At 61.6% G+C, this 21303-nt stretch carries 23 protein-coding genes and 1 pseudogene; 11 read left to right on the top strand and 13 right to left on the bottom strand.

Features of this window, described 5'->3' with window-relative positions; translation table 11 throughout:
• Positions 1-3: 3 nt before the first annotated feature.
• The 3 genes from HX793_RS25055 to HX793_RS25045 all read right to left on the bottom strand — a co-directional run bounded on the left by HX793_RS25055 (position 4) and on the right by HX793_RS25045 (position 2458).
• Positions 4-414, bottom strand: a complete 411-nt coding sequence (locus HX793_RS25055) for a RidA family protein (protein WP_016969085.1) — start codon at positions 412-414, stop codon at positions 4-6.
• 25 nt (positions 415-439) lie between these two features.
• The gene (locus HX793_RS25050; RefSeq protein WP_438810860.1) at positions 440-1771 is read right to left on the bottom strand and encodes a flavin-containing monooxygenase; all 1332 of its coding nucleotides are present in this window, start codon (positions 1769-1771) and stop codon (positions 440-442) included.
• Between the two features lie 84 nt (positions 1772-1855).
• Positions 1856-2458 carry a LuxR C-terminal-related transcriptional regulator gene (locus HX793_RS25045; RefSeq protein WP_016976112.1) on the bottom strand — a complete coding sequence of 201 codons (603 nt, stop codon included), beginning with the start codon at positions 2456-2458 and terminating at the stop codon, positions 1856-1858.
• Between the two features lie 116 nt (positions 2459-2574).
• Between HX793_RS25045 and HX793_RS25040 the strand changes: the two genes are divergently transcribed.
• Complete coding sequence (locus HX793_RS25040) at positions 2575-4188, top strand: ATP-binding response regulator (RefSeq protein ID WP_177096491.1); 1614 nt, start codon at positions 2575-2577, stop codon at positions 4186-4188.
• Here HX793_RS25040 and HX793_RS25035 read toward each other — a convergent pair.
• Complete coding sequence (locus HX793_RS25035; RefSeq protein WP_016976110.1) at positions 4178-4513, bottom strand: hypothetical protein; 336 nt, start codon at positions 4511-4513, stop codon at positions 4178-4180. The two genes, HX793_RS25040 and HX793_RS25035, sit on opposite strands and share 11 nt — an antisense overlap.
• Before the next feature lie 175 nt (positions 4514-4688).
• On the opposite strand from HX793_RS25035, the gene HX793_RS25030 reads away from it, so the two are divergent.
• Complete coding sequence (locus tag HX793_RS25030) at positions 4689-5159, top strand: GNAT family N-acetyltransferase (protein ID WP_177096493.1); 471 nt, start codon at positions 4689-4691, stop codon at positions 5157-5159.
• Between the two features lie 121 nt (positions 5160-5280).
• Here HX793_RS25030 and HX793_RS25025 read toward each other — a convergent pair whose 3' ends face one another.
• Positions 5281-5769: an HIT family protein gene (locus HX793_RS25025; RefSeq protein ID WP_016976108.1), complete on the bottom strand. Its 489-nt coding sequence runs from the start codon at positions 5767-5769 to the stop codon at positions 5281-5283.
• A gap of 125 nt (positions 5770-5894) precedes the next feature.
• Between HX793_RS25025 and HX793_RS25020 the strand changes: the two genes are divergently transcribed.
• Positions 5895-6224: a DHCW motif cupin fold protein gene (locus HX793_RS25020; RefSeq protein ID WP_016976107.1), complete on the top strand. Its 330-nt coding sequence runs from the start codon at positions 5895-5897 to the stop codon at positions 6222-6224.
• Here HX793_RS25020 and curA read toward each other — a convergent pair.
• A complete protein-coding gene (curA, locus tag HX793_RS25015; protein WP_177096495.1) occupies positions 6211-7242 on the bottom strand; it encodes an NADPH-dependent curcumin/dihydrocurcumin reductase in 1032 nt (343 codons plus the stop codon). The two genes, HX793_RS25020 and curA, sit on opposite strands and share 14 nt — an antisense overlap.
• 87 nt (positions 7243-7329) lie before the next feature.
• Here curA and HX793_RS25010 point away from each other — a divergent pair, with 87 nt between their 5' ends.
• The gene (locus tag HX793_RS25010) at positions 7330-8265 is read left to right on the top strand and encodes a LysR family transcriptional regulator (protein WP_177096497.1); all 936 of its coding nucleotides are present in this window, start codon (positions 7330-7332) and stop codon (positions 8263-8265) included.
• Positions 8266-8309: 44 nt separating this feature from the next.
• Here the strand turns inward: HX793_RS25010 and HX793_RS25005 are convergent, their stop codons facing one another.
• Together HX793_RS25005 and HX793_RS25000 are read right to left on the bottom strand one after the other, a co-directional pair.
• Positions 8310-8777 (bottom strand): copper chaperone PCu(A)C, encoded by a 468-nt coding sequence (locus tag HX793_RS25005; protein WP_016976100.1) that lies wholly within the window; start codon positions 8775-8777, stop codon positions 8310-8312.
• Positions 8777-9385, bottom strand: a complete 609-nt coding sequence (locus HX793_RS25000) for an SCO family protein (RefSeq protein ID WP_016976099.1) — start codon at positions 9383-9385, stop codon at positions 8777-8779. Before HX793_RS25000 ends, HX793_RS25005 begins: the two co-directional genes overlap by 1 nt.
• Before the next feature lie 164 nt (positions 9386-9549).
• Between HX793_RS25000 and HX793_RS24995 the strand changes: the two genes are divergently transcribed.
• Positions 9550-9933 (top strand): DUF2946 domain-containing protein, encoded by a 384-nt coding sequence (locus HX793_RS24995; RefSeq protein WP_016976098.1) that lies wholly within the window; start codon positions 9550-9552, stop codon positions 9931-9933.
• Positions 9934-9995: 62 nt separating this feature from the next.
• A complete protein-coding gene (locus HX793_RS24990) occupies positions 9996-10541 on the top strand; it encodes a putative natural product biosynthesis protein (protein WP_177096500.1) in 546 nt (181 codons plus the stop codon).
• Between the two features lie 4 nt (positions 10542-10545).
• On the opposite strand, the pseudogene HX793_RS32065 reads toward HX793_RS24990, so the two are convergent.
• Positions 10546-10653, bottom strand: a pseudogene (locus HX793_RS32065) (aromatic alcohol reductase); the annotation flags it as partial.
• 129 nt (positions 10654-10782) lie between these two features.
• Between HX793_RS32065 and HX793_RS24985 the strand changes: the two are divergent.
• Positions 10783-11220, top strand: a complete 438-nt coding sequence (locus tag HX793_RS24985) for a carboxymuconolactone decarboxylase family protein (RefSeq protein WP_016976095.1) — start codon at positions 10783-10785, stop codon at positions 11218-11220.
• 3 nt (positions 11221-11223) lie between these two features.
• On the opposite strand, the gene HX793_RS24980 is transcribed toward HX793_RS24985, so the two are convergent.
• On the bottom strand, positions 11224-11994 hold the full coding sequence (locus tag HX793_RS24980; protein ID WP_177053793.1) for an AraC family transcriptional regulator: 771 nt from the start codon (positions 11992-11994) through the stop codon (positions 11224-11226).
• Between the two features lie 100 nt (positions 11995-12094).
• Between HX793_RS24980 and HX793_RS24975 the strand changes: the two genes are divergently transcribed.
• A complete protein-coding gene (locus tag HX793_RS24975; protein WP_177096501.1) occupies positions 12095-13225 on the top strand; it encodes an MFS transporter in 1131 nt (376 codons plus the stop codon).
• Here the strand turns inward: HX793_RS24975 and HX793_RS24970 are convergent.
• Together HX793_RS24970 and HX793_RS24965 are read right to left on the bottom strand one after the other, a co-directional pair.
• Complete coding sequence (locus HX793_RS24970; protein ID WP_177096503.1) at positions 13215-15377, bottom strand: TonB-dependent siderophore receptor; 2163 nt, start codon at positions 15375-15377, stop codon at positions 13215-13217. The two genes, HX793_RS24975 and HX793_RS24970, sit on opposite strands and share 11 nt — an antisense overlap.
• 88 nt (positions 15378-15465) lie before the next feature.
• The gene (locus HX793_RS24965) at positions 15466-16362 is read right to left on the bottom strand and encodes a helix-turn-helix domain-containing protein (protein ID WP_177053790.1); all 897 of its coding nucleotides are present in this window, start codon (positions 16360-16362) and stop codon (positions 15466-15468) included.
• A gap of 140 nt (positions 16363-16502) precedes the next feature.
• On the opposite strand from HX793_RS24965, the gene HX793_RS24960 reads away from it, so the two are divergent.
• The 3 genes from HX793_RS24960 to HX793_RS24950 are packed head-to-tail and all read left to right on the top strand — an operon-like array spanning position 16503 to position 20263.
• Positions 16503-17861, top strand: coding sequence for a glutamine synthetase family protein (locus HX793_RS24960; protein WP_177096505.1), 1359 nt, complete (start codon positions 16503-16505; stop codon positions 17859-17861).
• 24 nt (positions 17862-17885) lie between these two features.
• Complete coding sequence (locus HX793_RS24955) at positions 17886-18974, top strand: polyamine ABC transporter substrate-binding protein (protein ID WP_177096507.1); 1089 nt, start codon at positions 17886-17888, stop codon at positions 18972-18974.
• A complete protein-coding gene (locus HX793_RS24950; protein ID WP_177096509.1) occupies positions 18971-20263 on the top strand; it encodes an NAD(P)/FAD-dependent oxidoreductase in 1293 nt (430 codons plus the stop codon). The genes HX793_RS24955 and HX793_RS24950 overlap by 4 nt, the downstream gene beginning before the upstream one ends.
• Before the next feature lie 109 nt (positions 20264-20372).
• Here HX793_RS24950 and HX793_RS24945 read toward each other — a convergent pair whose 3' ends face one another.
• Positions 20373-21257 (bottom strand): LysR substrate-binding domain-containing protein, encoded by an 885-nt coding sequence (locus tag HX793_RS24945; protein WP_177096511.1) that lies wholly within the window; start codon positions 21255-21257, stop codon positions 20373-20375.
• Positions 21258-21303: the final 46 nt, after the last annotated feature.

Here is a 21303-nt window from a genome sequence, read left to right as displayed (position 1 = left end):
TCCTTACTCGGGAATAACGGCGATCACATCGATTTCCATCAACCACTGCGGCTGGCCAAGCGCCGATACCACCAGCCCGGTGGAGATCGGGAACACGCCCTTTAGCCATTTGCCGACTTCCTGGTACACCGGTTCGCGGTAGCGCGGGTCGATCAGGTAGGTGGTGGTCTTGACGATGTGCGACAGGTCGGAACCCGCTTCTTCCAGCAGTTGCTTGACGTTTTTCATGGCTTGCTCAGCCTGGGCGCGCGGGTCGCCAAGGCCGATCAGATTGCCCTCGAAATCCGTGCCCACCTGGCCGCGCACGTACACGGTATTGCCGGCGCGCACGGCCTGGCACAGGTCGTTGTCCAGGCTCTGGTTAGGGTAGGTTTCCTTGGTGTTGAACATGCGGATGCGAGTGTGAGTAGGCATCAGAAAAACTCCGGCAATAAAGGGATCAGGCGCTTACAGGGGACGGACGAACCACCGGGGCGGCTTCGCGGTATTCAAGGTATTGACGCTGGATCGCGATGTGGTCGGCCACATACTTGGCGTCGTGCCAGACGCCCCAGATAAACGACGAACCCCGGCGCGATTGCCACGGCAAGCCGAGGAAATAGATCCCCGCTTCGCTGGATACTCCACGCTGGTGCTGGGGCTTGCCGGCTCCGTCGAAGGCGGCGACCTTCAACCAGCTGTAGTCCACGGCAAACCCGGTGGCCCAGATGATCGAGGTGACACCGGCCTGGGCCAGGTCCAGTTCCAGGATCGGATTCTTGATGCAGTCGGCGTCAGGGAACACGCGACGGGCTTCGGGTTCCAGCGGCAGGTCGACGCCGTTGCGCTCGATATAAGCGTCAGCCGCATCCAACAGGGCCAGATAGTTTTCATCGCCGCGTGCCAGGTTTTCCACCAGGTTTGGTTGGAAGCGGGCGACGTTGCCATCGAACGCTTGCGTGAGGCCGACCAGGGTCATGCCTTGCTGGGCCAGCTCACGGAAGTCGATGGTCTTGCCGCCATGTGCGCCGCTGACTGCGATGGTCACGTGCTCGCGGCCGGGTTTCATGGCCGCCTGATCCCACTCGCCCAGTACACCCAGCCACCAGCAGAAGTCGCGATTGCGATAGGCGCGGGGCGGGCGGTCGTGGGCGCCGACCGAGAGGTATACCTGACGCCCCGAGCGCTGCAATTCATCGGCGATCTGCACGCCGGAGGAACCCGCGCCCACCACCAGCACCGCGCCGGCCGGCAGTTGTGCGGGGTTGCGGTAGTCGGCGGAGTGGATCTGATGCAGCGTGGTGTCTTTCGGCGCGATGGCCGGAATCACCGGTTTCTGGAACGGCCCGGTGGCGGCGACCACACGGTTGGCCTCGATCACGCCTTCGCTGGTGTGCACGGTGAAGCCAGGGCGGCCGACATTACGCACCGCAGACAGCACCTCCACGCCGGTACGGATCGGCGCATTGAACTTGCGGGCATAGGCCTCAAAGTAATCCGCCACACGCTCTTTCGGTGCAAACCCATCCGGCGCGACCGTGTCGAATTCCAGCCCCGGAAAGCGGTCATGCCAGGCCGGCCCGTTGGCCACCAGCGAATCCCAACGCCCGGTGCGCCAGCGCTCGGCGATACGGCTGCGCTCCAGCACCAGGTGGGGCACACCTTGCTTGCTCAAATGCTCGCTCATGGCCACGCCAGCTTGGCCGGCGCCTACCACCAGCGTGTCTGTTTTTGTTATTGCTTGAGTCATGTCTCTGTCCTTGCGTAATGCAGTTGGATTCAGCGTTTGCATGACTTCAAGGCTAGGGGGAGGGGGGTTATAAATAAAATATTATTAAGCTGGGAAGTGAGCATAAATATCGGATGCAGAGCTCACCTAGAACTCCCCGGAATACTTCACCGCTGCCGCGGCCCGCGACGGCACATCCAGCGTACGCAACAGCGACGACACATGGATGCGCACGGTAAACGGCGAGATATCCAGGGCCTTGGCGATTTCCTTGTTGGTCTTGCCCTGGGCGATCAGGCGCAGTACGTCCTGCTGGCGGGCGGTGAGGGTGTGAGTGTCCAGCGGCAGCAGGCCGGAGGGGGCGAACTTGACCAGCACTTCGCCTTCGCGGATGGCCAGCAGCGCCTGGCCAATCTCGTCGGGGGCGATGTTCTTGCCGATGAAGCCATCTGCGCCCAGGGCCATCACTTGATCGATCAGTACTGGGTCATCCACCATCGACACCACGATCAACGTGGTGCGCCGCAGTTGCTGGCGCAGGTCGACCAGTTGGCTCATGCAGGTCAGGCCGGGAAAGCGCAGGTCGAGGATCAGGGTGTCGACCTCGCTGCCTTCGCCGATCAGCGCGAGCACCGTGTCCAGATCGCCGGCTTCCTGCACTACAGCGTCCGGTAGCAAGCGCTGCACTGTGCGCAGCATGGCTTCCCGAAACATCGGGTGGTCGTCGGCGATGATGATGCGACCGGTCATGTGGGTGCTCCTTCCTGGGGCAAGGCTGTGCGGTTGCATGCTACCTTACCACTGCGCCCAGGGGCTGCCTGTGGCGTATGTTGGATTTGTTGATTGCCGCACAAGGACGTAACGCCATGAGTCTTGAGACCAACTCCGAACTCGACCAGGCCAACCTGCGCATCGTGGTGGCCAGCATCGCAATCGTCTATATCGGTGCCTTGGGCTTCCTGCCCGGACAGTCGGTGGACACCTACCTGCCGGTGATCCTGTATATCTTCCTGTTCCTGCTGGCTTCCATCGTATTGCGCCAGGTGATCGCCCGATGGCCCGGGCATTATCCGGCGCGGCGGATCTTCGGCATGATTCATGACTACACCGGCACCTCGTTCGGCATGGTGGTCGGCGGCGAGGCGGCCTTGCCGCTGTATGCGGTGATGGTGTGGGTCAACCTCGGCAATGGCATGCGCTACGGCTCGCGTTACCTGGCGATTGCCACTGCGTTGGCACTGCTGGCGTTGCTGATCGTGTACCGCCTCACGCCGGTCTGGCAGGCGCAGCCGTTCATGGTGCTGATGCTGATGATCACCAGCACGGTGATCCCGGTGTACGCGCATATCCTGCTGGAACGCACACGCAAGGCGTCCGAGCAAGCCATCGCCGCCAACCTGGAAAAGTCGCGTTTCCTCGCTCAGGCCAGCCACGACCTGCGCCAACCCATCCACTCCATCGGCCTGTTCACTGCCTGCCTGCGCGAAGCCCGATTGGGCGATGAAGAGCGGAGGCTGGTGGACAATATCGACCGTTCGCTGCTCAACGTGTCGCAACTGTTCCGCTCGATTCTTGACCTCTACACCCTCGACAACGGCCGTCTGCTGCCCAAATACCAGGCGGTGCACCTGGGTGAGTTCCTGGCCGATCTGGTGCGTCAGAACGCCGAGGCCGCGCGTTGGGCCGGCGTGGAATTGCGCTTGCGGCCGTGCGCGCACTGGGTGCTGGTCGACCCGGCGCTGTTGGCGACCATGGTGCAGAACGTGCTGTCCAATTGCTTCAAATATGGCGCGCATCGTCCGGTGCTGATCGGCGTGCGCATTCGCGACGGCGGCTTGGCGGTGGAGGTTCATGACCGGGGGCGCGGGATTGCCGAGGAGCATCTGTCAAAGGTCTTCGAGGAGTTTTATCGGGTACGCCACCTGCGTGACAAAGACGTCGAAGGCGTGGGCCTCGGGCTGTCCATCGTCAAGCGCCTGGGGCAGTTGATGGGGGTTCAAGTGAGGCTGCGTTCACGGGTGGGTCAGGGTACTTCCGTGAGCCTGTATGGCCTCACCCTGGCCACCGCGCCGCGAGCAACGGCACCGCGTGATGACACGCGCCAGGCCGGGTTGCTCACCGGTTTGAAGGTGTGCCTGGTGGAAGATGACCACAACGTGCTGCTCGCCACCCAGGCGCTGCTGGAGCGCTGGGGGTGCGACGTGCAGGCGGAGTCTTCGGGGCGTGACCTGGTCAGCGACTGCGATATCATCGTCGCCGACTACGACCTGGGTAACCACGCCACCGGCATCGAATGCATCGATGCCCTGCGCGATCAACGTGGCTGGGCGGTCCCGGCGCTGATCCTCACCGGGCACGATGTGGAGAAAATCCAGGCCGCGTTGCACGACCGTCAGATCGCCATTCTCTCCAAGCCGGTGCGCCCCGCTGAACTGCGCGGTGTTCTGCGGGACCTGAGTCAGGAGGCGGTTACTGGGTGAAGCCCTGAAGTGGGTTGCCCCGTGCACCTTTGGGCTGGCAGTAGGCGGCAGGTTTCATCATGCCGAAGCTGGCAACGGCAAACATGCCGCCGCTGGCACCGCTGGGCACCGAGCAGTTGTACTCCCCGGATGCCGCGCTGGCGACGTAGTAGGTGGTCATCGAGTCGCTGCGTACGTTGGAGATACGCTTGACCGGTTCGCCCAGGTTGGTTTCCGACAGCGTCTTGAGGTGGTCTTCGGTGGGCTTGATGTTGCTGCAGCCGGCGACGCCGATGAACAGGGCACCCAACAGGGTAAGGCGGGTAACAGAGGATTGCAGTTTCATGGTGCTTCTTCCTTGGGGTTGTTATGGTTTTTCCAGCGCACAACACGCCCACGCGCAATAGATGCACGGTGCCGAAGGAGCGTTGGAAGTGCCGGGGAATATAGCGCCGCAGGGGAGTAGGGTCGATTAGCACAAGTGTGCTAATGGCACGATGATTTCATGGAAGGAGCGTGAAATGCTGGAGATAAAACGGGCCACTCCAGAGGATGCCCAGGTAGCGTTCGACATCCGCTTGCAGGCCATTCGAAGCCAATGCATCGGCGCCTACACGCAGGAGCAGATGATGCTGTGGACGCGGGGTAAGGCCGAGGATGGTTACAGCGCGCTGATGGATAAACCGTTTTACCTGGGGTGGGTGGACGGCAAGGCCGTCGTCACCGGAATGCTTGATCTGGCCAATAACGAGGTGGGCGCCCTGTTCGTATTGCCCGAGTGCACCGGTCGCGGATATGGCAAGGCGATGCTCGACCACCTTGAGACAGTGGCGCGGGAGCTGGCGATTGAAATCGTGGTGCTGGATGCGACGTTGAATGCGGCAAGCTTTTATCGGGCGTGTGGGTATGTGGGGGATGAACAGGCGTTTTATCACTCACCGTCGGGGTTGACGTTGGCGTGTATCCCGATGACAAAACAACTGAATGTCTGACTGAACACTGTTCCAAATTTGGGAGCTGGCTTGCCTGCGATGGCGGTGTGTCAGTCGCTAAAAGTGCTGACAGTGCCGCCGCCATCGCAGCCTCGCCGGAGCTCGACAGCGCCAGGGTTCATCACTCCGACCGGAAAGCCATGCGCAACCGCTCAATGACTGAGTGGACTGTTTCCCCCTGGATCTGCGGCGGCGTCATGCTCTCACCAAACTCACGCCACACAAACAGGGTCAGTTCGGCCCCGTCGGTCAGCGGCTTCGCGGGAGGCTGCGTGCCAAAACCCTGCAGCAGCCGATAGCGCTCGTCCCGCCAAAACGCTTCCTCCACCCAGTCGTACACCGGGATGAAATGAAAATGCAGCGGGAACCCCGGCATGTGCCCGTAACGGCTGATGTACAGCCATTTCGGTTTCAGCTGCGCTTCCATCACCCGCTGAGTCTTCGCCAGCAACCCACCTAATTCGGCGAGCGCCGCCTCCGGCATGTCGGCCAGGGAGTGGATCGGCGCCTTGGCGCCCAACATCAGGTAGCCGGGCAATGCTGAGGCCAGGTGGTGGTTGAGCTGCCAGTGTTCGGTTTCGTGAAGGATGTACGCGGGGTCGATGTGCATAAGCGAATCCAGGGGAGCGTTGCGAGCAGGATACCTGTATCCCAAAAAAGCGTTTGATCTGTGCCTATCGCCCGTTGCTTCAGATGAATAGCCTCAAGCCTCGCTAACCAACCTTCGAGCTCATCATGGAACTCACTGCCGTCCCCTTTGGCACTACCGACTGGTCCACTGTCGAACCCGTGATTCATCCGGGCGTTATCGGCAAGGCGTTATGGCGCACCTGCCACTTCGGCACCACCCGCGTGCGCATGGTCGAATATACCCCCGGCTACCTGGCAGATCACTGGTGCTGGAGAGGGCACATTCTGTTGTGTCTTGAAGGCGAGTTGCACACTGAATTGGAAGACGGCCGTCAGTTCACCCTGACGGCCGGAATGAGTTATCAGGTGGGCAATGACATGGAAGGCCATCGCTCATCGACGAGTATTGGCGCGAAGCTGTTTATTGTGGATTGAGGCGCACGATCAACTTGCCGAAATTGCGCCCTTCCAGCAGCCCGATAAACGCCTCGGGTGCCTGGGCCAGTCCGTCGACAACATCCTCGCGCCATTTGAGTTTGCCTTCAGCGATCCACTGCGCAGCTTCTTTCAAGAATATGTCCTGTTGCTGATCGACAAATTCGGTCTGGATAAATCCGCGCACGGTCAGGCTCTTGGCGAGGATGTCATGCATTGTTGCGGGCAATCGGTCGATCGTTGCTTCTTGAAGGGCGCCCTCGTTGTAATGGGCGATCAGACCGCACACGGGTATCCGTGCAAAATCATTGAGTAGCGGTCGCACGGCGTCCCAGACCGGGCCGGCGACGTTTTCAAAGTACACGTCGATACCCTTGGGGCACGCCTTGGCCAGCTGTTCGGCAAAGTCCGGGGCGCGGTGGTCAATGACTGCATCAAAGCCCAGTTCGTCCTTCACGAATGTGCACTTGTCCACTCCACCGGCAATGCCCACGGCGCGTGCACCGTGCAGGCGAGCGATCTGGCCGACCACTGAGCCGACTGCACCGCTCGCCGCTGCGACGACGACCGTGTCGCCGGGTTTGGGCTTGCCGATATTAAGCAGGCCGGCATAGGCCGTGAACCCCGGCATGCCCAGCACGCCGAGGGCGGTGGTCAGCGGTGCGATGCCTGGGTCCAGACGGCGCAGGTCTTGCCCATCAGACAACGCGAAGCGCTGCCAGCCGGCGTAGGCCAAGACGAAATCGCCTTCGTGCCAAGCGGCGTGACGTGAGTGTTTGATACGCGCCACGGTGCCGCCGACCATCACTTCACCGATGCCCACCGGCTCGGCATACGATTTGGCGGCACTCATGCGCCAACGCATGTAGGGGTCGAGAGACAGGTAAAGGTTTTCCAGCAGCACCTGTCCATCGACCGGCTCTGGGATGGGTGCGTATTCGAGGCGGAAATCGCTGGTCTTCGGTCGGCCATCGGGACGAGCGGCCAATACGATGCGTGGGTTCTGGGTGTTATCCATGATGTGTCTACTCACTGATTGAACAGGCTGAGCAGCGTAGTCATACGGTGGGTATCAAGGTAGGCTGATAGCAGTTGATTCAGAGTTATGCCAAACATGATATCCGACGCGTTTGAACCCTATTTGCTGCGTACTTTTGTTGCGGTGTGTCATCACGGCAGCCTCAGTGGCGCTGCGCAACAGGCGGGCAGGGCACAATCGGCGCTAAGCGCGCAGATTCGCCGGCTGGAGGAGTTGCTCGGTCAACGCCTGCTGCGTCGCACCGGGCGTGGTGTAGTGCCGACCACTGAGGGCGAATTGTTGCTCAGCTATGCCACACGCATTCTGGCACTCGGCGAAACGGTGGCGACACGCTTGAAGGAACGTACGGTGATGGGGACGGTGCGCGTCGGCCTGTCGGAAGACATCGCCGTCTCAGCGTTGCCGGCTGCCCTGGGCCGTTTACGCCGTGCCAGCCCCCACGTGCACCTGGACATCACCGTGGACCACGGCGATGCCCTCGCTGAACGCTGGCACGATGGTTTGCTCGACGTGGCCGTCGGCGTGAGCTCGGTATTTGCCGCCGACCCCGTGCATACCTGGAACATGCCGCTGTATTGGGTGTGTGGGATCGATGATGAGATCGACCCGGCGTCGGCGTTGGATGTGATCGTGTATGCCGAACCCTGCGCGTGGCGGCGCCGGATGTTCGACGCGTTGTTGGCCGCCGGCCGCGATTTTCGCGTGACCGTCACCAGCCCGAATATCGGCGTGATCATGGCTGCCGTGGAAAGCGGCCTGGGCGTCGCATTACTGCCGGCAGAAAATATTCGCCCGGACACCATGCGTGTGATCTCGCTGGGCCCTAGCGGCAGTCAGGCCTTGAGCGTCAATTACGGATTGTTCGCGGTACAGCGTCAGACCGACAGCATTCGTGCGACGGTCGAGTTACTCAGTGAGAGTTTTCACCTGATGACGCAGCCGAGGACCGGTGTCCTGATTCCTTGCGATACACCCCATCCAATTCTCGCGCCAACCCGATGAAATTCTGCACACCAACGTGATTGGCGCCAGCCGCTTGCTGTGACTCAATGCATCTTGCTGTGATCCATCCCATCCACGCCACGGGCCGGGGCTTTCACTTCAATCGCCTGCTTCTCGCCCTTGGCGTTCTGCACAGTCAGGGTCAGCGGCACCTGGTCGCCTTCCTTGATCTGGCCGGTCAGGCCCATCAGCATCACGTGGTAACCGTTGGGGTCGAGGCTCACGGCCTTGCCGGCGGGCAGGGCCACCGAGTCCACCGGGCCCATGCGCATCACGTCGTCCTTCATGCTCATTTCATGGATCTGCACGTCCTTGGCCACCGGCGAGGCCACGCTCAGCAACTGGCTGTCGCTGTCGGCGGTGACGGTCATGAACGCGCCGCTGGACGGCTGGCCCGGCACAGTGGCGCGTACCCAGGCGTCGGTCACTTGCACCTGGGCGCTGGCGTGGGCGGCGAGGCCCAGCAGGGTCATGCCGATGAGGGTGCGTTTGAGGTGTTGAACGGCAGTCATTAGCAGACCTCCATGACGGTGAGCAGGTCTTCTGCGCACTCTTTAGCGGTAAGGGATGCCTGCAGGCCCAGGCGCAGGTTGCCACGGGTGTCGAACACGAAGCTGGTGGCGGTGTGGGACAGTGTGTAGGTGTCGCCGGCGGGGATTTTTTCATAAAAGATCCCGAATTCCTTGGCGGCCACGGCGATTTCTTCCGGAGTGCCGTACAGCGCTTCGAAGCTCGGATCGAAGGCCTTGACGTACTTGTCGAGAATCTCCGGCGTGTCGCGTTCCGGGTCCAGGGTGATGAACACCACCTGCATGATTTCGCCGTCGCGGCCCATCAGCTTCTTGGCCTGCGCGGCGCGCGCCAGGGTGGTCGGGCACACGGCCGGGCATTGGGTGAAACCGAAGAACACCACCGGCATCAGGCCACGGAACGAACTCAAGGTGACGGTTTCGCCGTCGGTGTTCTTGAGCTTGAAGGTACGGCCCATGATCTTGTCGCTCAGGTCCTTGCCGTACTTGAAGTTCAGCTTGGGGCTGTAGTCACAGCCGCCCAGCAGGCTGCCCAGGCCCAGCAGGCCCATTCCGGTCAGCACTTTGCGGCGGGTGAATAAGGTACTCATCAACTGTGCATCCTGTGAAACGCCTGCATTGCTCTGGATCAATACGTCAGGCTTTGAGGGCGCCCAGTCTACCAACCCTGGGAAGTGCACGTAATCTGCGACGTTCTGCCACAGGGGCCTGCGACATTTCATCATTTGGCGGCTCTGGTGGTAGAGTCGCCGCCATGAAATTGAGCCACCCCGACCGTTCCCTGATTGCCTGGGCCCTGTACTTCTGCGTGCTGATGAACCTGTTCGTCTGCGGTTTGGGGCATGGGCAGATGATGGGTCAGGAACTGAATGGCATCGGCGGGGCGTTCTGTTCGGTGGACGGCAAGCAGGCGCCACTTTCCGACAAAGGGTTGGGCAGCCCGTCTTCCAGCAACATCTCGAACTACTTTGCTTGCCCGGTCTGCAACGCCTTGACGGTTGCCCTGGTGTTTCTGGTCGGCCTGGCCTGGTTGCTGGGCCTGGGGCAAACCCCGCGCCCGGCTCACGAACGGCGCAACAAGGCGCCGCCGCGCTATTCCTGGCCCTCGGCCAACCCCCGAGCCTCTCCCGCATTCTGACGTATGCCTTGGGCCTCCCGTGATCGGGCGGCATTCCCTCGTCATGACTGAGAGTGCGTTTCATGAACCACCTGTTGCCCGCAGGCGCCAGCCGCCTGGTCAGCAAGGCGTCCCGCCGCCTGCACGCGGAACCAACGCCGCCGGAATACCCGAGTAACTCCCGCAGCTTTGTGCACCTGGATGCGCGATTGTTGCCGTATTGGCACACCTTGTTCGATATCTGCCCGGCGCTGCTCAAGCTGGATCCGCCTGAAGGGTTGAACCTGTTTCGCAGCTTCATGACTTGGGCCTATCGCAACCGGCCGCCGCTGGATTGGACCTATCACCTGAATGTCTGCCGTTGGCTGCTGGGCTCGCCATATCGGTCGCAGATCGACGACGAGCCGATCGAGGCGTTCATGGCTGCGGCTGCGGCGCGGTGGGTCAATACGGATGAAAGTCAGGCCCAGGGTGTGGCCCTGGCCTGGCAGTCGTCACGGGTTGTCGACTGGAAAGACGCCCGCGCTGTCAGTACCGAACCGCAGGCGTTGCCGCCGTCACCCTGGGATTTCGCCTGGTGCCCGTTAAAAGCGCCGGGCGGTTTCAGTGGGTGGTTGTCGGTGCCTTGAGGTGCTATCGGATCCATGGTTTGACGCCTGTCACCGCGATGTGGTGTTCGGCATTGAAGGTTGCGGCGGCGGGGTCCCAGGCCACGCCGTTGCCTTGGGCGAATACCACGCGCTACTGCTTCAGGTTGTCGTCGACACTCCAAACCAATTGGTCACCCATTCTTCCCCCAAATTGGATATTCCTCCCCCAAGGCCCGATGACTAACCTAGCCATCAATCCCCACTGCCCTGGAGCAACATCATGCAAACCCGTACTGATTTCTACACCGCCTCCCCAGACGCCATGAAAGCCATGCTCGCCCTGGAAGCCGCCGTTGGCAAACTGTCCATCGAACTGCCCCTGTTGGAACTGGTCCGCCTGCGCGTCTCGCAAATCAACGGCTGCGCCTTCTGCCTCGACATGCACACCGCTGACGCCCGCAAAGGCGGCGAAACCGAGCGCCGCCTGTACACCGTCTCGGCCTGGCGCGAAACGCCATTTTTCACCCCACGTGAACGCGCCGCCCTGGCTTGGGCCGAGAGCCTGACCCTGATCAGCCACACCCACGCCCCGGACGAAGACTTCAACGCACTGGCCGCCGAGTTCAGTGCCCAGGAGCAGATCGACCTGAGCGTGGCCATCGCCACCATCAACAGCTGGAACCGTCTGGCCGTTGGCTTTCGCAAGATGCCAAAGTAAGGCTCAACCTGATTTGAAATAGCCACGTGGCGTGGTGCCGGTCATGCCCTTGAAAAAGGCGATCAATGCGCTGTCGCTGGCAAAGCCCAGCTCAAAGGCGCAGTAGCCGATACTGCGCCCGGTGGCGAGCAACTCGATGACGCGCATCAAGCGCCACTGCTGGCGCCATTGCTGATACCCCAGGCCGGTTTCCCGCAGGAAGATCCGGCCAATGGTCTTGGTGCTGGCGCCGATTTGCTTTTCCAGGTCTTGCAACGTGGGTGGCAAGCGTTCGAGATTGGCCAGCAATGGTGCCAGGCGCTTGTCCTGCGGCAAGGGCAGGAGCATGCGTTGCTCGGCCGCACCCTGGATTTCCTCCAGGCACAACGCCAGCAAATGGGCATATCGTCCGGTGAGCCAATCGGTCTCGAACGGGGCCATGGCCATCGGCTCCAGCACCGCGCGTAACAAGGCGCTCACTTCGATCACCCGCACCGCTGTCGGCAACAGGGCCGCAACGGCTGGGCTCAGGTACACCGAGCGGTAATCCACAGTCTTGCTCATCACCGCACGGTGATGCACACCGCAAGGTATCCACGCCGCGCGGGTCGGTGGCAGCAGGCACAGTTGATTGTCCAGGGTAATGCGGGTGCAGCCGTGTTGGGTAAATAGCAGTTGACCACGCCGGTGGTGATGCAGGCCGGAGTCGTGGTCGCCGAGGAGGGCGGCGATGCCGATGACGGGAGCCCGGTAGCTGTCCGGGTCGAAGGATGCGTCGGCGGCGAGCCAAGCCATGGTTTGTCCGATTTCATGGATATATTGTCGAAGTCTGGATAATACCCCAGTCCCCGCCGCTTAGAATCCTTCCGCTTGGTTTCCCGTGAAGGTCCTGTCCATGACATCTCAAAAACTGTTGGTGCTGGCCGTGGCGCTGCTGATGTTCCCGCAGCTGGCCCAAACCCTCTACAGCCCGGCCCTGGGTGACATCGGCCAGGCCTTCGCCGTCGGGCCTGAGCGGGCGGGGCAGACCTTGTCGGTGTACTTCCTGGCGTTTGCGTTTGGCGTGGTGGTGTGGGGCCGGTTGTGTGATCGCTGGGGCCGGCGCCCAGTGATGTTGGCCGGGCTGGGACTGTATGTTGCCGCCACGCTGCTGGCCTTGAGTGTGAGCACGTTCAACGGTCTGCTGTTGGCCCAGACCATCGCGGCCTTCGGCGCAGCGGTTGGCTCAGTGGCCACGCAGACGCTGTTGCGCGACCGTTTTCACGGCGCGCAGTTGGCCCAGGTGTTTTCCGTGATGGGGATTACCCTGGCCGCCAGTCCGGCAGTCGGCCTGTTCAGCGGCGCGACCTTGGTGCAGTATTTCGGCTATCGCGGCATGCTCACGGGCTTGCTGCTGACCGCGGCGGGATTGTGGTTCGTCTGCCTGTGGGCCTTGCCCGAGACGCGTCCGGCGTCCCTACCGACCTCGCCCTTGGGTCAAACCGTGGGCCTGATGCTCCGGGACCTCGGGGTATGGCGTTCCGTTGGCTTGGTGGCGGCGTTCAATATTGCGCTGTTTGGTTACTACAGCGTGGGGCCGTTTATCTTCGCGCGGCTGGGTTTGTCTGCTGCCGAGTTCGGCTACAGCGGTGTGTTGCTCGCGCTTGGATCGGGGCTTGGGGCCTGGCTGAACAAAGCCTTGCTCAAGCGTGGCCTGAATGGCGAGCAGTTGGTGCTGGTCGCTGCAGGGGTGGCGCTGTCAGGCGGTCTGTCTGTCCTGATGTTGCAGGACAGTTGGCTATTCGTGGGGCCGATGCTGCTAGTGGTGCTGGCGTTCGGCATGGCGATTCCCAACGTGCTGGGGGCGGCATTGGTGGATTATCAAGACCGCCTTGGCACCGCTGCGGCCGTTTTTGGCTTGCTCTATTACCTGGCGATTGGCGCCGGGTTGACCTTGATTACCTGGGCTCAGGACCTTGGCTGGAGCCTGTTGACGTGCGGCTTGGCGGCGCTGTGGCTGGCAGCGCCGCGTGTGTTCAGAAATTGACCGAAGCACTCAGGCGTGCAGTCAACGGCGCGCCCTGGAATAGATAGTCATCGCCCATGTATTCGCCCGCGTCGCGCCAGTAACGCTTGTCGAACAGGTTGTCGACGCTCAGGCGGAACACCGTCTCATAGCCGCTCACTTTGGTGGTGTAGCGGCTGCCGACGTTCACCACTGCGTAATCCCCCACCTCCACATTGCCGCTACGGTTGGCGTACTTCTTGGCGCTGTATTGCACGCCGCCGAGTACCGCCAGGCCGTTCACCCAAGGCAATGCATAGTCGGCATACACACTGGCGCGCAGCTTGGGCACGTTGATCGCTTGGTGGCCCTCGTAGTCCGCAGTCCCGCTGCCGCTCACCCGCGCACGAATCGCCGCCACGCTGGTTGCGATCTGCAGGCGCTCGGTGGCCCAGCCATTGGCCGACAGTTCCAGGCCGGTGTTCTTTTGCTCGCCTTGTTGCACGTAGTCGAATTTCCCCGCGCCGTCCGGCTTGGCATACTGGTAGGCCTGGCGGGTCTGGAATACGGCGGCGGTGAAGCTCATGCGGCGCCAGTCGTATTTCACTCCGGCTTCGATTTGACGTGAGGTGGTGGGGGCGAGTGTTTCATCTGCGTTGTTCGCGAACCACGGCGCTGTACCACCTAGTGATAGGCCCTTGCTGTAGCTGGTGTAAAGCGAAACGTCCTCCACCGGTTTGTAGATCAATGAGGCTTGAGGCAGGAATACGTATTGCTGGGTGTGGCGGGTCTGGCTCCCAGTGACGCTGTCAAAGGCCTTTTCATCCAGACGCACTTCACGGCCGCCGAGGATGGTTTGCCATTGCTCGTTGAAACGGATTCGGTCGGTGACGAACACGCCGTATTGACGGCTATCGAGGTTGCGGTGGCTGTCGTTCAGGGGCTTGTCGGTGGGCGTGAATGTCGGAGCGTCTACGTCGATGTTGGTGGTGCCGATGAACTCGTTGACCGATTTGCGCTTGTCGATCACCCGGCGGAATGCACTGGTGCCGAAGGTCAGTTCATGGCCCAGGCCTGCGGTGTCGAACAATCCGGTCATAGCTGCCTGGATTTCATCATCACGGCGAGTGTCGTCGGGGCTACGGTAGTCGTAGACGTCGTAATTGCCTTCGGGGCTGAAGTAGTTCGGTACGCTGGAGGTGCAACTGGTCGATCCATAACAGCCCCAGGCAAACGAGCTGTAATCATCGATCACCACCTTGCTGCGCGCCGCGCTGACACTGCCTTTCCACTGATCACTGAAGCGGTACTCAAACTTGCCGTTGAGGTTCAGTGAATCAATGCCCACTTGCTTCGACCCGCTCTGGTGGCCCAGCAGTTTTTTCGGCGAAGCATCGTGGGGTACTTCGGTGCCGCCGAGCAATTGGTAGCCCGGCACTGAACGTTGTTGCTTGTTCTGGTATTCCGCATCCAGTTGCAACACCGCGTCGGGGCTGATGTTCCAGTCGAACGCCAGGGACACAAAATCACGCTGGCCGTTGGCGTGCTCTACATAAGAATTGAGGTCTTCATGGGCCACGTTGGCGCGCAGGCCGAATTGCTGCTCGCTGCCAAACCAGCCGCCCACGTCGGTGGCGATGTAGCCGCTGCCGCGATCGTCGGTGGAGACGGTCACCGAGCGCACGTCTTCCGGGCGCTTGGTCACGTAGTTGATCACGCCGCTCGGCTCGGAAATCCCGCTTTGCAGGCCCGCCAGGCCCTTGAGCACTTCGACCTGCTGCTTGTTTTCCAGGGCGACGTTCTGCTCGCCCGTGATGGTGCGCCCGTTGATCTTGTAGCTGCTTGCCGCGTTCAGCGAGAAGCCGCGCACCACAAAGTTTTCGTAGTAGCCGATGGGCGCATAGCTGTCGCCCACCGAGGCGTCGTTGCGCAGTACTTCGCTGAGCAGGCGCGCCTGCTGGTCCTTGATCAGCGCAGCGTTGATCACCGTGATCGACGCCGGAGTGTCCAGCAGCGGCGCATCATCGAAGCCGGCCACCGAGGCGGTTTCACTGCGATAGCCGGACTCTTCCTGGCCCTGGACGTTCACCGTCGGCAGTTCGATTTCAGCCGCCAGGCTGCTGCCGATGCCGCCGCTGAGCAGCAGGCCGAGGGCGAAACGAGAGGTGACGACGGGACGAAAACGCAAAACCATGGGGGCAGGGCCTTAAAGCGCAGGGCGGGAGGGCGCATAAGCTAGGCATATCGGCCAGGTTTTACAAGGTATTGAGAAGGTTTCTCCGTTAGTAGCGATGCTTTAGCGTTTCACTCGGCAGTTCCTTGAACAATGCCCGATAACTGTTGGAAAACCGCCCCAGATGCCAGAACGACCAATTCATCGCCACCTCGGCCACGGTGGCGTTCGGTGAGCCCAACAACTCCCGCCGCGCCCCATTCAACCGGCGCAACCGCAACCACTGCGCCGGGCTCATCCCGGTGTAGGTCTTGAAGCCCTGTTGCAACTGACGCAACGGCACGCCGGCTATCCGCGCCAGCTCCAGCAGGTTGACGGTCTCATCCGGTGCATCCGCTGCCCATTCGCCGATGCGCGCCATCAACCGGCGTTCTTCGCTGCGTCGCTGCAACGAATGGCGGTCCAGGCAAACGCAGGCGTTGTCGAGGATGAACAGGCAATCGTCCAGCAACTGCTGGGTGAGGGCGTCACGGCTGGCGGGCTCGATCTCGGCGGACAAGCGGGTGAGAGTGCCACTCAGCCAGCGGCTGAACAGCCCATTCTGCTGGCAGCTCAGCGGCGCCATAAACAGGCCTTCGAGTTTCGCCACATCCAGCCCATGGCGCTGCACGAACTGTGGCCCGAACACCACCGCCACTTCACGGTAGTTTTCCGGGGTGATCCAGGTGTTGTGGCTTTCGCCGTTGAGCATATACAGCGCGTTGTCGCTGCCGTCGAAACAGAACGCCAATGAGCCTGGCGGTGCATTGAAATGCTGCTCCACGCGGGTGTTCATGCACTCTTCGTACACCTGCACACCCTGCAAATCCAGGTAGCGGATCCGCCCGGCAAAATGCCCTGGGGACATCTGCTGGTACTGCTGCACCCAGCCGGGTGTCGCATTGCATTGAGCGGCCACATCACCGGTGGTGAAGGCCTGTACGCGCAAAGCTGTTGCCTGTGTCATGGGTAACCTGGGCGCACTCTATTGGTGCGTTGTGGTTCGTGCAAAGTGGATAGATGCCGCAGGGGCGGCGGCATCAAGATAGACCTCAATGCGCCAGGAGTACAAGCCGGCGCATGCACCCAACCCATGACGAGGTCCTTATGAACGCCCCCTTCGATCAGCTATCCGCCTGGCTGAAAGAACACAAGATTACCGAAGTCGAATGCGTGATCAGTGATTTGACTGGCATCGCACGCGGCAAGATTGCGCCTACCAACAAGTTCCTGCATGAGCGAGGCATGCGCCTGCCGGAAAGTGTGCTGCTGCAAACGGTAACCGGGGACTTTGTCGACGACGACATCTACTACGACCTGCTCGACCCGGCCGATATCGACATGGTCTGCCGCCCAGTGTCCAACGCCACCTATGTGGTGCCGTGGGCCATCGAGCCGACGGCGATTGTGATCCACGACACCTTCGACAAGCAGGGCAACCCCATCGAACTGTCGCCGCGCAACGTGCTGAAGAAGGTCCTGCAGTTGTACACCGACCAGGGCTGGCAGCCGATTGTTGCGCCGGAAATGGAGTTCTACCTGACCCAGCGCTGCGAAGACCCGGACCTGCCGCTGAAAACCCCGATAGGCCGCTCCGGCCGCGCAGAAACCGGGCGTCAGTCGTTTTCCATCGATGCCGCCAACGAATTCGACCCGCTGTTCGAAGATGTCTACGACTGGTGCGAAGCCCAGGGCCTGGACCTCGACACGTTGATCCACGAAGACGGCCCGGCGCAGATGGAAATCAACTTCCGCCACGGCGATGCCCTCGACCTCGCTGACCAGATCACTGTGTTCAAGCGCACCCTGCGCGAGGCCGCGCTCAAGCACAACGTCGCCGCGACCTTTATGGCAAAGCCGGTGGCTGACGAGCCGGGCAGCGCCATGCACCTGCATCAGAGCGTGGTCGACATCGCCACCGGCAAACCGGTGTTCGTCGACGCTGACGGCAACAAGAGTCTGCTGTTCCTGCACCATATCGGCGGTTTGCAGAAGTACATTCCCAAGCTGCTGCCGATGTTCGCGCCCAACGTGAACTCGTTCCGCCGCTTCCTGCCGGACACCTCGGCGCCCGTCAACGTCGAGTGGGGTGAAGAAAACCGCACCGTCGGCCTGCGCGTACCCACCTCCAGCCCCGACGCCATGCGTGTGGAAAACCGCTTGCCCGGCGCCGATGCCAATCCCTACCTGGCGATTGCGGCTAGTCTGCTGTGTGGCTACCTCGGGATGATCGAGCAGATCGAACCCAGTGCGCCGGTGGAAGGTCGCGCCTATGAACGCCGCAACCTGCGCCTGCCGTTCACCCTCGAAGATGCGCTCGCGCGCATGGAGGATTGCGACACGGTCAAGCAGTACCTGGGCGACAAGTTCGTGCGTGGCTACGTCGCGGTGAAGCGCGCCGAGCACGAGAATTTCAAGCGGGTGATCAGTTCCTGGGAGCGTGAGTTCCTGCTGTTGAGCGTCTAAAAAAACCAAAAAAGGGGTGTCGATATGCGTCTTGTGAAACAGCTTCTCCCGCTGGCCCTGGTGGCCGCGTTCAGCAGCGCGAGCCAGGCGGCGCAGACGGTCAGCGTCTACAACTGGACCGACTACATCGGCGAGACGACCTTGGCCGATTTCCAGGCCAAGACCGGGATCAAGCCGATCTACGACGTGTTCGACTCCAATGAAACCCTGGAGGGCAAGTTGCTCGCCGGGCGCACCGGCTACGACGTGGTGGTGCCGTCCAACCACTTCCTGGCGCGCCAGGTGAAGGCCGGTGCGTTCCTCAAACTCGACCGCGCGCAACTGCCCAACTTCAAGAACCTCGACCCCAAGTTGCTCAAGCTGTTGGAAAAGAATGACCCGGGCAATGCGCACTCGGTGCCGTACCTGTGGGGCACCAATGGCATCGGCTATAACGTCGACAAGGTCAAGCAGGTGCTGGGCATCGACCATATCGATTCGTGGGCGGTGCTGTTCGAGCCCGAGAACATCAAGAAACTCAGCCAATGCGGCGTGGCTTTCCTCGATTCGGCGGACGAGCTATTCCCGGCGATCCTCAACTACATGGGCAAGGACCCGCGCAGCGAGAACCCCGAGGACTACAAGCAGGCCGAGGCCAAGCTGCTGACGCTGCGGCCGTACATCACCTACTTCCATTCCTCCAAGTACATCTCGGATTTGGCCAACGGTGATATCTGCGTGGCCTTCGGTTATTCCGGCGACGTGTTCCAGGCCGCCAACCGCGCCAAGGAAGCCAAGAATGGGGTGAACATCGCCTACTCGATTCCCAAGGAAGGCTCCAACCTGTGGTTCGACCTGCTGGCAATTCCCGCCGACGCGAGCAACCCGAAAGAAGCCCACGCGTTCATCAACTACCTGCTCGACCCTGAAGTGATCGCCAAAGTCAGCGCCTCGGTCGGTTATGCCAATGCCAACCCGGCTGCCAAGGCCTTCATGGACCCGGAACTGGTGAACAACCCCGAGGTGTACCCGCCGCAGGAAGTGCTCGACAAACTCTACATTTCCACCACGCCGACCCCGGCGACCATGCGCCTGATGACCCGGGCCTGGAGCAAAGTGAAGACCAACAAATGATGCAGTCGACTGACCACGCCCGGTCCTACTACCGGGCCACGGCCAACGCCCTGACGGAGCGCCCCGCATTGGGCGCCGACCTGACCGCCGATGTGTGCGTGATCGGAGGCGGCTTCACCGGTGTGAATACCGCCATCGAACTGGCCCAGCGCGGGCTTTCGGTGATCCTGCTGGAAGCCCGGCGCATCGGCTGGGGCGCCAGCGGGCGCAATGGCGGGCAGTTGATTCGCGGTATCGGCCATGACGTGTCGGGATTTGCCAAGTACGTGGGCGAGGAGGGCGTGCGTTATCTGGAGCGCGCTGGCATCGACTCGGTGGCGTTGGTGGGCGAGCGTATTCGTGAGCACAACATCGACTGCGACTTGCGCTGGGGCTTTTGCGAGTTGGCCAATACCCCGACGCAGTTCGCTGCGTTCAAAGGTGAGCAGGAGCACTTGGCGGCGATGGGATATGCCCACGAAACGCGCCTTGTGGGTCCGCAGGATATTCAGCAAGTGGTGGGCTCGTCGGTGTATGCCGGCGGCCTGGTGGACATGGGCTCCGGGCACCTTCACCCGTTGAATCTGGTGCTGGGTGAAGCGCAGTTGGCCGAGTCTCTCGGGGTGCGGATCTTCGAGCACACTGAGGTGCTTGAACTGATCCACGGCGACACGGTGCAAGTGCGCTGCGCAGGCGGCACGGTACGCGCCGACCACCTGGTGCTGGCCTGCAATGCCCATCTGGAGGAACTGGAGCCGCGATTGAGCGGCAAGGTGCTCCCGGCGGGCAGCTACATCATCGCCACCGAGCCTTTATCTGAGGCGATGGCCCACCAGTTGATCCCGCAGAACCTTGCACTGTGCGACCAGAAAGTCGGCCTGGATTACTACCGGCTGTCCGCAGATCGACGCCTTTTGTTTGGTGGTGCCTGCCATTACTCCGGCCGTGATCCGGCGGACATTGCCGCCTATATGCAGCCGAAAATGCTTAAGGTGTTCCCGCAACTGGCCCATACCGCCATTCAGTTTCAGTGGGGCGGCAAGATCGGCATTACCGCCAACCGCTTCCCGCAGGTGGGGCGCCTGAAACAGTACCCGAATGTGTTCTATGCCCAGGGGTATTCCGGGCATGGGTTGAACGTCACCCACTGGTGCGCAAAGTTGCTGGCCGAAGGCATCCACGCCGGACACAGCACAGGCCTGGATATTTTCAGCCAAGTGCCACACATGACCTTCCCCGGCGGGAAAGCGCTGCGCTCGCCGCTGCTGGCGTTGGGGATGTTGTGGTACCGAATGAAGGAGTGGGTCTAGCACGATCCCCTGTAGGAGCTGGCTTGCCAGCGATAGCGGTGGTTCAGTCGACGCATCCGGTGGATGACCTGCCGCCATCGCTGGCAAGCCAGCTCCTACAGGCGGGGGTTCAATCTGTGAGCACTTTGCGGAAGGTTTCCACCAACGGCCGCAGATTAATCCGATGCCATGCCGCCCACAGCGGCGTGGTGTAGCTCAGCCACGGCAACTCCCGCAACACCACGCCGGGCGGGGCATTGCGGCTCAAACCTTTTTGCACCATCGCCACACCCAGCCCCGACGCAACCAGGCCCAACGCGGTAAACGGCTCACCAGCTTCCATGGGGATCTGCGGAGTGAAGCCGGCGCGGATGCAGGCAGCGACGAAGTCATCGGCGGGGTGCGCGCCGGGTTTGCGCTGCACGCCGATCCATTCCTGATCGGCCAGGTGCTCGGGCAGCAATTCGCTTTGGCGCGCCAAGGGGTGGTGTTCAGGGAGAGCCAGCAGCATCGGGTCATCCAGCACTTGCCGCGCGATCAGGTCCGGGTCATCGGCGGCCGGTGGTTCGTTCACCAGTGCGATATCCAGGCTGCGTTGGCGCAGACCTTCCAGCTGTTCCAGAGAGGGCAGGTTATACAGCTTGATATGCACGGTGGGGCGGTCGTCGCGCAGCACGCGCAGGGCATTGGGCAACACACCGGCATGCATGGCGTTTTCGATGTAGCCGATGCACAGCCCACCTTCTTCACCCCGGCCCAGGCGCTTGCCCAGGGATTCCAGGCGATTGGCGTGGGTCAGCAGCGCTTTGGTTTCAGCCAGGAAGGTCTGGCCGTCACGGGTCAGGCGGATGCGTTGCTGGCTGCGTTCGAACAAGGTCAGGCCCAGCCGCTCTTCCAGCTGGGCTATCTGCCGGCTCAGCGGAGACTGCGAGATGTGCAGGCGTTCTGCTGCACGGCCGACGTGTTCTTCTTCGGCGACCACTTCGAAGTAGCGCAGTTGGCGGAGATCGATCATGTTAGACCTTCGAGGACTCAAGTTTGTCGCAGTATGTCTTGGACGG

This window comes from Pseudomonas reactans, from assembly GCF_013387025.1.
Taxonomy (GTDB): domain Bacteria; phylum Pseudomonadota; class Gammaproteobacteria; order Pseudomonadales; family Pseudomonadaceae; genus Aquipseudomonas; species Aquipseudomonas reactans.
Note: the sequence above shows the minus strand (reverse complement) of the source record. Positions and strands in the feature narration are given on the sequence as shown.